Below are 12,234 nucleotides of genomic sequence, written 5' to 3' on the forward strand. Positions count from 1 at the left end.
CGTGTATTGAAATAAAAGTTTCAACACACGCTCTTTTTATTACTTAGTTTCTAAATATTCATCATATGTGCAAACTTTATCAAATTTAATTCCTTCTGGAGTTAATTCTATGATTCTGTTTGCTATAGTTTCAACAAATTGGTGGTCGTGACAAGCAAATAATAATACGCTCTTATAATCTGCTAAACCATTGTTTACTGCTGTTATTGATTCTAAGTCTAAGTGGTTAGTTGGTTGATCTAAAGTTAAAACGTTAGCTGAGCTAAGCATTAATTTAGAAAGCATACATCTAACCTTTTCTCCTCCTGATAATACAGAAGCTTGTTTAAGAGCTTCTTCACCTGAGAATAACATTCTTCCTAAGAATCCTCTTAAGTAAGATTCAGATTTTTCATCAGAGAATTGTCTAAGCCAATCAACTAAGTTTAATTCGCAATTCTCAAAGAATTCAGTGTTATCTTTAGGGAAGTAAGCATTAGTTATAGTTACACCCCACTTATAATCTCCTGAATCTGGTTCCATTTCTCCATTTATTATTTTAAATAAAGTAGTTATTGATCTTTCATTTCCGACAAAGGCAATCTTATCATCTTTGTTAACTCTGAAACTTACATTGTCTAGAAGTTTAACTCCATCAACAGTTTTTGATATTCCATTAACCTCTAGAATGTCGTTTCCAACTTCTCTTTCAGGCTTAAATCCAACGAAAGGATATTTTCTGCTTGAAGGTTGAATATCATCTAAAGTAATCTTATCTAATAACTTCTTACGAGAAGTAGCTTGCTTAGATTTAGAAGCATTAGCACTGAATCTAGCAATGAAGTTTTGAAGTTCTTTAATTTTTTCTTCTTTTTTCTTGTTTTGGTCTTTAGCCATTTGAAGAGCAAGTTGACTTGATTCATACCAGAAATCATAGTTACCAACGTATAATTTGATTTTTCCAAAGTCAACATCACATATTTGTGTACAAACCATGTTTAAGAAATGTCTATCATGGGATACAACTATAACTGTACCTTCAAAGTTTCCTAAGAAGTTTTCAAGCCAAGTGATAGCTTTTATGTCTAAGTGGTTTGTAGGCTCGTCAAGGATAAGTACATCTGGCTTACCAAATAAGGCTTGAGCTAAAAGAACTTTAACCTTCTCATCACCTTTAAGGTCTCTAACATGGCTATAGTGAAGCTCAGTACCTATTCCTAAGCCTTGAAGTAATGAAGAAGCTTCTGATTCTGCTTCCCATCCATCTAAATCTGCAAATTCTGCTTCAAGTTCAGCAGCTTTTATTCCATCTTCATCAGAAAAATCAGGCTTTGCATATAAAGCATCTTTTTCTTCCATTATTTCAAATAATCTTGGATTTCCCATTATAACTGTTTTTAAAACTTCACAATCATCATATTGATAATGATCCTGTTTTAAAACAGAAACTCTAGTTTTAGCAGGAATTGAAACTTCTCCTGTATTAGGTTCTATTTCACCAGCTAATATTTTTAAAAATGTAGATTTACCAGCACCATTTGCGCCAATAACCCCATAGCAATTTCCAGGAGTAAACTTTAAGTTAACATCTTCAAAAAGTTTTCTTCCACCAAATCTTAAGCTTACATTATTTACTGTAATCATTAAGTTCTGTCCTTTCTTCTTTAAATTTTAATAATTTGTTAATGCAAAAAAACTATTTTTATGCACATGAATACTTATTATAACATAAAATGCGACAAAAAAATATTGAATTATTATGAACGGTATGCTATATTTTATATAAACTTTTAATTTAGACCTGAGAGTCTAGAAAAGGGAGGATAATAATATGACAGAATCTGTACAAAATAAAGAGGTAGAACTACTAGAAGTCATAGGAGTAGAGGACAAGTTACCTCTAAAAAAAGCAATTCCTTTAAGTGTCCAACATTTATTTGCAATGTTTGGATCATCAGTCTTAGTACCAATTCTTTTAAATATTGATCCAGCAACGGTCTTATTCTTTAATGGAATAGGAACTTTATTATATGCTTTCATAACAAAAAGAAAAATTCCAGCATATTTAGGATCGAGTTTTGCATTTATATCACCAGTATTACTTTTAATGGGAGAGGGATATTCCTTCACTGAAGTACAAAGTGGCTTTGTAGTATCAGGATTATTGTTTGCTACCATAGCAATCATTGTGGGTTTTGTAGGAACAGGATGGATTAGAAAATTATTTCCACCAGCTTCTATGGGGGCTATAGTAACAATAATAGGATTAGAGTTAGCACCAACAGCAGCAGATATGGCTGGTTTCCCAGTAGGCTTATCAAATTCTAAGGTTTTAAATCCAACATGGGTATTAGTTTCAATGATTACAATAATAACTGTAATTTTAGCTTCAGTATTATTAAGAGGATTTTTAAAGGTAATACCTATATTAATAGGTATAGTTACTGGATATTTAGTTAGTTGTTTTTTAGGACTAGTAGATTTTACACAAGTAAAAGAGGCAAGCCTCTTTGTATTGCCACAAATACATATAGCTAAACCAAGTTTAAATGCAATTTTAACAATTTTACCTGCAACCTTTGTAGTAGTTGCAGAGCATGTTGGCCATTTAGTAGTAACAAGTAGCATAGTTGGAAAAGATTTATCTAAAGATCCTGGACTTAATAGATCACTTTTAGGAGATGGTTTATCAACTATGATATCTGGATTTTTTGGATCAGTTCCTACTACAACTTATGGTGAAAATATCGGAGTAATGGCATTAACAAAGGTTTATAGTTCCTACGTAATTTGTGGAGCTGGGGTTTTATCTGTAATCTTAGGATTTTCAGGAAGCTTATCAGCTTTAATAAGAAGCATACCAACACCGGTAATAGGGGGAGTTAGTTTGCTTTTATTTGGTACTATAGCTACCTCAGGATTAAGAACTTTCATAGAAGAGAAAGTTGATTATTCAAAATCAAAAAACTTAATATTAACATCAGTTACAATGATAGTTGGTTTAAGTAATATAGCAGTAAGATTTGGTGCAATAGAAATTAAAGGAATGGGACTTGCTACTATAGTTGCTATGATTTTAAGTATATCATTTATGATATTTGATAAATTAGGTTTAATGAATGAAAAATAAATATTAATTAAAAAGCTAGATTCTATTAAGAGATTTAAATGAAAGATAAAGTATTAAATTTTTATGAAAGTTTCTTTGGATTTTAATAGAATTTAGCTTATTTTTTTCTAAAAAAGCCTTTAAAATCATCCTGTTAAATTGTCTGAATTTTTAATTAATGGCATAAAACTATGCATTATTTGAAGGAAGAAGAAGTATAGTAGAGCATTTATGGACATAAATAAGGTTTTTGCAGCCTATATCTAAGAATTTATAGAAATAGTAAGAATATGAGTAAAATAGCTTGTTTGATTAATAATTACAAATAGGTTACAATAAGTAATGTATTTTACTTAAAAAGTGTAAAATCCCTTCTGACATACAGAAAAGCGTATAACTTTCGCATGGAAGCGTAAAACTTTTACTTGCCAGAAGGAGGAGATAATATGGTAAATATTAAAAAGTTGTTTTCAAAGGAAAATAGAAATAAAACTTTAGCCTTAGGACTGACGGGGTTAGTTCTAGTTGGAGGAATAGTAGTATTTTCAATGAGAAAAACTCTTAACGTAGTAGTTAATGGAGAGAGAACGGAGATTGTTACCTATAAAGGTACAGTACAAGGGGCTTTACACGATAATGGAATAACATTAGCACCTAAAGACAAAGTAACACCTTCATTAGAAAGTAAAATATCAAAAAATGAAACAATCACTATAAACAAGGCCGTTAATGTAAAAGTAAAAACAGAAGATGGCGAAAAAGAGATTGTTAGTGCGGAAGATAATGTAGAGAATATGTTAAAATCAGAAGGAATATCTTTTGATGATGATGATAAGATACTACCAGACAAAAAAGAAAGTTTAAAAGATGGAATGAACGTTGAAGTGGTAAAGGTTGATGTAAAAAAAGTTACAGAAGTTCATCCTATAGAGTTTACAACAGAGGTTAAAAAGGATGAAAGTAAACCACAAACGTATACTGAAGTATTAAATGATGGACAAGATGGAGAGAAAAAAGTAACTCGTGAACTTGTTTATGAAAATGGAAAAGAAGTAAGTAATAACGTTATACAGGAACTAGTTGTAAAAGAGCCTGTTAATAAGGAAGTTGTTAAAGGTACAAAGGAAACTCAAACTTTAAGTAGAGGTGGAGAAAGCATAAACTTTAAGAAAAAACTTAGTGTTAAATCCACAGCTTATAATCATCCATTAGGTTCTGCAGAAGCATATACTGCGTCAGGAATGCATGTTTTAAGAGATCCAAATGGATATAGTACAATAGCAGTTGACCCGAGTGTAATTCCTTTAGGAACAAAATTATATGTTGAAGGATATGGATATGCTATTGCAGCTGATACAGGTGGTGCTATAAAAGGAAACAGGGTAGATCTTTTCTTTAACACAGAGGCAGAAGCATCTAACTGGGGCGTTAGAAACTTAGACGTTTATATATTAAATTAACTACGATGAAAGGACAGGCTTTAGGCCTGTCTTTTTATTTTAAATTTTTATTGAAGTAAGTTTTATATGCATATAAAATTTGAATTAAGATGGATTTAAAATATTAAATTGAATATTTATCTATATATTACTTATGATAAAATGAAATTATAAGCTTTAAAATAATAGTATTTTTATGTTTAAGGAATAAATTATAAATATTTTAAGATTAGGAGTGAAGAATATGGATACTTGTAATGTTAGTTTACAAATACTTCCCTCAGTAGAGGATTCAAGGCTTTATGAAGTTGTTGATAAGGTTATTGAATATATAGAATCAACAGGAGTAAAGTTTGAGGTTGGTCCTATGGAAACTACCATGGAAGGAAAAATTGATGATTTGCTAGAAATTGTGAAAAAATCTCAAGAAATATGCATAGAAGAAGGTGCTGGAAGAGTTATATCAATAGTTAAAATTGATTATAAAAAAGGCGGAGTAACCATGGATGAAAAGGTTGGAAAATATAGATAATATGAAGATTAAATAAATTTTATAATTAAACAACTTAATTTACCTCTTGAAAATATTTATATAGTGAAAGATAAATATTTTTAGGAGGTATTTTATATGAAGATAGCAGTAAGGGGTGGACATAATTTTAAGGCAAAGGGAGCTTTGGGGATAATAGATGAAACTATTGAGAATAGAAAGGTTTATAAGGCTTTAATAAAATATTTAAATATAGCTGGTCATAATGTTATAGATGTAACTCCAGGAGAGTGTGATATTAATACTGATTTATATTTAGGAGTTCAAAAGGCCAAAGAGAATAATTCTGAATTATTTTTATCAATACACTTTGATAAAGCTTATGATAAATATGAAGGGCCTTTAGGTACTGGAACTTGGATTTATGGCAGAGGAGGAAAAGCAGAGATATACGCTAAGAGAATAGTAGATAATCTTTCTAAGGGGACTGGACTTAAGAATAGAGGTGTTAAGGAGAATTCTAAACTATATGAATTAAGAAAAACATCAATGCCAGCAGTTTTGGTAGAAGTTTGTTTTTGTGAAGCAACTGAGGATGTTAGGATATATAGGGAAAAAGGCCCAGATCTTATAGGAAAGTTAATTGCTGAAGCTATAAATGAAAAGGAAATAGAAGAAAATATAAAACCTGAAGGTCAAGAGGATTCTTTAAAAGAGAAATTTTTGAAATCAACTAATGCAAAAGCTATAGCTAATTTAGACCCTAGAGACAATCCAAGTAGCATATATAAAGATTTAGGAGAGATATATAAAGGTGAGAGAATAAGAGTTTTACCAGAGATATGTGACAAGAAGGATTATTTGCCTATAATTTATTGGAAAGATACAACTAATATAGAATCTCAAAAGGTATGGGTTAGTGCAAAGCAGAATTATTTAAAAATAGATACTAATGCCACTGTTATAAATGTGGTTACAGAATTAGATGCTAGGTATATAAAGTCTCAAAGATCAAGTAAAATGGGCTGGGTGAAAAATGGTGAAAGACTTTATGTTCATAAAATAGAAAGTGGATATGCACTAGGAACTTATTTTGCAAGTAATGGCTATAAGACAGCTTGGTTTACAGCAAAATATATAAGTTTAGATTGATTTTTATAAGACCTGGTTTTCTAGGTCTTGTTTAATTACCTTTTAAGATTTCAAATTTGTTTTATAAACTTAAGCAATATAGAATAAAATATGATAAAATTACATAAGAAATATAAGTTGAAAAGGAGATTATTAGACATGTTTAGTATTGCCTTATGTGAAGATAATTCCTTGCAAAGAGAAGAATTAAAAAATAATTTAAGTAAAGTTTTAGATGAAATAGGAGTAGAGTATAAACTTTTAACCTTTGAGACAGGAGAGGATCTATTAAGGGAATATCCAGAAAATTTGGACATGCTTTTTTTAGATATTCAAATGGGTGAGTTAACAGGAATGGAGACTGCTAGAAAGGTTAGAAAGTATGATGATAAAGTTGAGATTATATTTATAACTGCTTTATGGGATTATATTCAAAAAGGTTATGAAGTTCGTGCTTTTAGATATTTAATAAAGCCAGTTAAATTTAAGGAGCTACAAGAGCAGGTTACAGCTTGTGTAGAAAATATTTTACATAAAAGATATACATACATAACAATAAAAGATAAAAATAATGTTTTAAAGATTAGAACAGAAGATATACTTTTTCTTGAGACTTTTGAGAGAAAGGTAATAATACATACTAATTCTCAAGATTATATAGTAAAGATGAGTATGAATAAACTAGAAAAGGAGCTTAATAATAAGGGCTTTTTTAGATGTCATACTAGTTATATTGTAAATTTAATAAAGATAGAAGAGATTAAAAAGGATTATCTTTTAATAAATAAATTTACTTTACCTGTAAGTAAGCATAGAATGAAAAATTTAAAATTAAGGTTAACTAGCCTTTTAGGGGATTTAATATGTTAATGAATCAAATGTTTTGGGACTTCATGGAGAATGCTTCCATGATTATAGAATGGGTAAGTTTTTATTTGATTATAAGTCAATTTAGCCCTAAGAAAAGAAAAAATAAACAAGAAGTTTATTCCTTCATTGTAATAATAATTTTTTCTATCTTATTAAAAGTTCTAAATGTATATCCAAATGAAAGAATAGTAATATGTTTTTTTATAGGTTTAATATATTATAAATTTAATTTTAGAGTAAACAATATAAAATGTATTATGATCTCATTAATATTTTGGTTATTTATGCTTACAGTAGAAGCTCTATCTATTTCTTTTATAGTAAAAATAAATAGTTTAGTTAATGTATCGGAGCTTTTAGGTAAAAATATCTATAGGATGGAAACTATGATATTATCAAAGGTTATTTTAATATCTTTAATAATGGTTGTTAGATGTTTAAAGTTTCGTGTAGATATTGGAAAGGGAGATTTTATTTATATTCTTACTCCTATAGCTACTAATATAATTATTATTTTAGTTATATTTGGATATGCCTTTAAAGGGGGACGAGAAGGTTTTGGAGATAATGTATCCATATTCTTTGTTTCAATATTATTGTTATTATCTAATATGTCCTTAATGTTTATTGTTAGTAAAATAATAAAAAATAACAAATTAAAATTAGAAAATGAATTTATAAAGGACAAGTTAGAAATGGAATATAAATATTATTCTAATTTAAAAGACAATCAAGAAAAAGTAAAGAGACTTTATCATGATATTAAAAATCACATAGCCTGTATTGAAGGAAATAACAAAGAAACAGGTATAAGAAAAAAATATATAGATAGTCTTAATTCAGAAATAGACAAGCTAAACTTAGGATTTAATACTGGAAATGAAGTGTTAGATGTAATATTAAATAATAAGAGAGAAAAATGTATGGAAAATAATATTTCTTTAAAGGTTTTTATAGATTTTTCAAAGGTTAATTTTATTGAGTACTTTGATATCTGCACAATTTTTTCTAATTGCATTGATAATGCAATTGAAGCTTGTAAAAAGATTAAAGATAATAATAGATACATAAGTTTAAAAGGTAATTGTGTAAATAATTTTTATGTTATTAAAATCGAGAATTCTAAAACAAATAAAATAAAAAAGTTAAATGGAGATTTTTTAACTGATAAAAAAGATAAGTTTTTACATGGTATTGGCCTTAAAAATATAAGACTAGCTTTAGAAAAATATAATGGAGAAATAATTATAGAACCTTTAGATGACAAATTTATATTAAAAATGCTCATTCCTATAAATCAAGAAAAAGAAGCCTAGATAAAAAAATCTACGCTTCTTTTTGTTATTTATATATTTGTTGACTATATTTATAATTATATTATATTTATATTAATTTTAGAAGGGGTATATTTCCTATAAAAATATTTTAAATTACAAAAAAATTAAAAATGTGTTAATATTATAAAAAAAGGATTCTTGGAGGGAAAATGTTTAAAAAAATATTAGCAATAATAAGTACAGTTACAGTTTTAAGCTTTGCAGGATGTGGAGCTCAGAAAAATAATATTAGTAAAAGTTCTGCAGAGAGTGAATATAGTGGAATGAGTGTTACATATTTAAATGTTGGACAAGGTGATAGTGAGTTAATTCAGGTAAATGGAATTAATATGTTAATTGATGCCGGAACTAATGCAGGAGCTAACGACTTAGTTAAAGATCTAAAAAATAGAGGCATAAAAACTATAGATATAGCCATAGCAACTCATCCTCATGAAGATCATATAGGGGGAATGGATGAAGTTTTAGAAAACTTTGATGTTAAATCTTTTTATGCGCCTAAGGTAGCACATACAACAAAAACTTATGAAAATATGTTAAAGGCAGTAAAAAATGAGGGATTAAAAATAAAGCAGATAAAAGAAGGAACAAAGATTGATTTAGGAAAGGATACAGAGGTTCAGGTTTATTCACCAGTTAAATCTCAGTATGAAGAACTAAATAACTATTCACCAGTAATGAAAATATCCTATGGACAAAATTCCTTTATGTTTACTGGAGATGCAGAAAGCTTAGTAGAAAAAGAAATTTTAAATGAAAATAAGGACTTAAAGGCTGATGTGCTTAAGTTAGGACACCATGGATCGCACTCATCAACTAGTGAGGAGTTTTTAAAAGCTGTTGATCCAAGCATAGCCATAGTTTCTTGCGCTAAAGACAATAAATATGGTCATCCTCATAAAGAGACTATGAGCAATCTTAAAAAAGCTGGCATAACAGTTTATGAAACTTTCAGAGATGGTGACATAACAATAAGTTCTAATGGTAAAAAGTTAGATGTAAAATTACATAGTGAAAATAAATAATAAAAGCTAAATTATAAAATCTTACATTGATTTTTAAGAATATATATTATATAATGACTAGGAAAAATAATATATAGACAGTTCGAAAGCCTCCTGTCTTTAAATAAAACTACGGTGTTTTAAGTATCATTATATAATTTTTTATATAAGATTTATTTTGTGTGCTTTTAACCGTAGAATTTTCTACGGTTTTTTATTTGCAATTATTTTTAGCTTTAAATATATTGTTTTAAATTTAAAATAATATATTTAGGGTTTTATTTACCTTTCTTAAAACATCTTAGTTAGGAGTCTTTGAGAATATGTATGTTTTAAGGAGGAAATATGACAGATAAAAATATAAAAAGAATAGTTATATCAGCACTTATTGCAGCTTTATATGCAACCTTAACAATAGCTTTAGCACCTATAAGTTATTTAGGGGTACAATTTAGAATATCAGAAATTATGGTTCTTTTAGCCTTTTATAAAAAAGATTATATAGTAGGATTGACCCTAGGATGTTTCATAGCAAATATATTAGGGCCAAATGGTACTATTGATATTGTTTTAGGAACCTTTGCAACCTTTATAAGTGTTTGGGGAATTTATTTAACTGGTAAATATATAAAAGGAAAGAAAGCTATATGGATTGCTTCAATTTGGCCAACAATATTTAATGGTATTATAATAGGTTGGATGCTTAATTATGTTTATGGACTACCTTTAGTTTTATCAATGGGACAGGTTGCCTTAGGTGAGTTTGTTATAATAACAGTAATAGGAGTTCCTGTATTTAATTTTATAAATAAAAAATATTTTGGTAAATTAAATATTATAATAAGATAATTTTATTAATATAGAAATAAACTATTTTATAAAAATTAATAATAAACCTTACAAATTATCTCAAGGAATAACTAGATAAGTTTTAGGATTTAAATTCTTAATAAAACCTAGTAATTCTTAAAGGAGTTTGTAAGGTTTATTTAAATTTAGTTTGTTTTTATAAGCTTATTTATAAATTTTAATTTATAAATGATTAAGTAGAATATCTTTATTAATTTTTTAAAGAGTGAACAGGGGCTGGAATTCTTCCACCTCTAGAGATAAAGTCATCACAATTACCAGGTGAAACTCTCATAATAGGAGCAGAGCCTAAAAGTCCACCAAACTCTACTATATCTCCAATATCTTTATTAGGTACAGGAATTATTCTAACAGCTGTAGTTTTATTATTTATCATGCCTATAGCTGCTTCATCAGCAATTATTCCTGATATTGTAGATGCTGAAGTTTTACCTGGAATAGCTATCATGTCTAAACCAACAGAACAAACACAAGTCATAGCTTCTAATTTTTCAATGGTCAAAAATCCATTTTTACTTTGTTCTATCATGCATTCATCCTCTGAAACAGGAATAAATGCACCGCTTAATCCACCAACATAGGAAGATGCCATAAGTCCCCCTTTTTTTACTGCGTCATTTAATAGAGCTAGGGCGGCAGTTGTTCCATGAGTTCCACAATTTGAAAGGCCCATTTCCTCTAAGACCCTTCCAACTGAATCACCAACGGCAGGAGTAGGAGCAAGAGAAAGGTCAACAATACCAAAAGGAATATCCATAAGTTTAGAAGCTTCCTTAGCTACTAGTTGTCCCATTCTAGTAACCTTAAAAGAAGTTTTCTTTATGGTCTCAGCAACTTCTTCAAAGCTTTTTCCACGAACTTCTTCTAAAGCTTTCTTTACAACGCCAGGTCCACTAACACCTACGTTTATAACTTTTTCAGCCTCACCAACGCCATGGAAAGCTCCAGCCATAAAAGGATTATCTTCTACGGCATTACAAAAGACAACAAGCTTTGCACATCCAAATCCATCTGGAGTGATTAAAGAAGTTTCTTTTATAGTTTCTCCCATAAGTTTTACAGCATCCATATTTATACCATATCTAGTAGAGCCAATATTAACAGAGGAACATACTATATCAGTATTAGCTAGGGATTCAGGTAAGGATTTTATAAGTTTTAAATCGCTATTTGTAAATCCTTTATGTACTAGGGCAGAAAATCCTCCAATAAAATCTACACCAACTTCCTTTGCAGCCTTGTCCATTGCCTTAGCAATATCTAAATAGGAATTACAATTACAAGAAGCAGCTACTATGGATATAGGAGTAACTGAAATTCTTTTATTTATTATAGGGATTCCAAAACGTTTTTCTATGTCTTCACCAGTTTTAACTAGATTTTCAGCAGTTTTTGTTATTTTGTCATATATTTTTTCACTTAAAACTTTAACATCTTCACAAGCACAATCCATTAAAGATAATCCTAAAGTTATAGTTCTTACATCTAAGTTTTGTTCTTTAATCATACTTATAGTTTCTAAAATCTCATTATTCTTTAACATACCATCAAACTCCTAATTAAATTCTATGCATTGAATTAAATATATCTTCATGTTGAACGGATATATCTAGTGAATTTTTTAAAGAAAACTCTTTGAAAATTTCTTTTAGAGAAGAAATATCCTTAGTTGAATTTGATATATCTGTTAGCATTATCATAGTAAAATAACCATCCATAATTGTTTGACTTATGTTTAATATATTTACATTATTGTCATTCAATATACCAGATACACCATGGATTATTCCAACCTTATCTTTTCCAACAACGGTAATAACAGCATTCATATAAAAACCTCCCAATATATATATAAATTATTTATAAACAATTATACATCAAATAATACTTAATTTGTTTAATTTTGGATGAGTTCTTAAATAAATTTAGTTAAATAGGAGGAGGATTTAATTAAGTACCATTTTATAAAGACAAAAAGAGATAAAATTGTTATAATAACAAAAGA

11 protein-coding genes are annotated in these 12,234 nt (G+C 28.6%); 8 read left to right on the forward strand and 3 right to left on the reverse strand.

Annotation, left to right across the window (positions count from 1 at the left end):
• Positions 1–39 precede the first annotated feature (39 nt).
• The gene (locus tag I6G60_RS07825) at positions 40–1,623 is read right to left on the reverse strand and encodes an ABC-F family ATP-binding cassette domain-containing protein (protein ID WP_003456099.1); all 1,584 of its coding nucleotides are present in this window, start codon (positions 1,621–1,623) and stop codon (positions 40–42) included.
• A gap of 187 nt (positions 1,624–1,810) precedes the next feature.
• Here I6G60_RS07825 and uraA point away from each other — a divergent pair, with 187 nt between their 5' ends.
• The 8 genes from uraA to I6G60_RS07865 all read left to right on the forward strand — a co-directional run bounded on the left by uraA (position 1,811) and on the right by I6G60_RS07865 (position 10,208).
• The gene (gene uraA / locus I6G60_RS07830) at positions 1,811–3,109 is read left to right on the forward strand and encodes a uracil permease (protein WP_003455941.1); all 1,299 of its coding nucleotides are present in this window, start codon (positions 1,811–1,813) and stop codon (positions 3,107–3,109) included.
• Between the two features lie 425 nt (positions 3,110–3,534).
• Positions 3,535–4,548 carry a 3D domain-containing protein gene (locus I6G60_RS07835; protein WP_003456055.1) on the forward strand — a complete coding sequence of 338 codons (1,014 nt, stop codon included), beginning with the start codon at positions 3,535–3,537 and terminating at the stop codon, positions 4,546–4,548.
• A gap of 223 nt (positions 4,549–4,771) precedes the next feature.
• Positions 4,772–5,059 carry a thiamine-binding protein gene (locus tag I6G60_RS07840; protein WP_003455890.1) on the forward strand — a complete coding sequence of 96 codons (288 nt, stop codon included), beginning with the start codon at positions 4,772–4,774 and terminating at the stop codon, positions 5,057–5,059.
• Between the two features lie 96 nt (positions 5,060–5,155).
• Entirely contained in the window at positions 5,156–6,169 is a 1,014-nt protein-coding gene (locus I6G60_RS07845; RefSeq protein WP_003456038.1) for an N-acetylmuramoyl-L-alanine amidase, read from the forward strand.
• 138 nt (positions 6,170–6,307) lie between these two features.
• Positions 6,308–7,018 carry a LytR/AlgR family response regulator transcription factor gene (locus I6G60_RS07850; protein ID WP_003449818.1) on the forward strand — a complete coding sequence of 237 codons (711 nt, stop codon included), beginning with the start codon at positions 6,308–6,310 and terminating at the stop codon, positions 7,016–7,018.
• Positions 7,012–8,334: an ATP-binding protein gene (locus tag I6G60_RS07855; RefSeq protein WP_011590863.1), complete on the forward strand. Its 1,323-nt coding sequence runs from the start codon at positions 7,012–7,014 to the stop codon at positions 8,332–8,334. Before I6G60_RS07850 ends, I6G60_RS07855 begins: the two co-directional genes overlap by 7 nt.
• Positions 8,335–8,504: 170 nt before the next feature.
• Positions 8,505–9,380: a ComEC/Rec2 family competence protein gene (locus I6G60_RS07860; protein WP_003457231.1), complete on the forward strand. Its 876-nt coding sequence runs from the start codon at positions 8,505–8,507 to the stop codon at positions 9,378–9,380.
• A gap of 324 nt (positions 9,381–9,704) precedes the next feature.
• Entirely contained in the window at positions 9,705–10,208 is a 504-nt protein-coding gene (locus I6G60_RS07865; protein ID WP_061415726.1) for a QueT transporter family protein, read from the forward strand.
• Positions 10,209–10,419: 211 nt separating this feature from the next.
• Here the strand turns inward: I6G60_RS07865 and I6G60_RS07870 are convergent, their stop codons facing one another.
• Both I6G60_RS07870 and I6G60_RS07875 read right to left on the reverse strand, forming a co-directional pair.
• Positions 10,420–11,772, reverse strand: coding sequence for a PFL family protein (locus tag I6G60_RS07870; RefSeq protein ID WP_003474040.1), 1,353 nt, complete (start codon positions 11,770–11,772; stop codon positions 10,420–10,422).
• A gap of 16 nt (positions 11,773–11,788) precedes the next feature.
• A complete protein-coding gene (locus I6G60_RS07875; protein ID WP_003454568.1) occupies positions 11,789–12,058 on the reverse strand; it encodes an ACT domain-containing protein in 270 nt (89 codons plus the stop codon).
• Between the last annotated feature and the right edge of the window lie 176 nt (positions 12,059–12,234).

It is taken from the genome of Clostridium perfringens (genome assembly GCF_016027375.1).
Lineage (GTDB): Bacteria > Bacillota > Clostridia > Clostridiales > Clostridiaceae > Sarcina > Sarcina perfringens.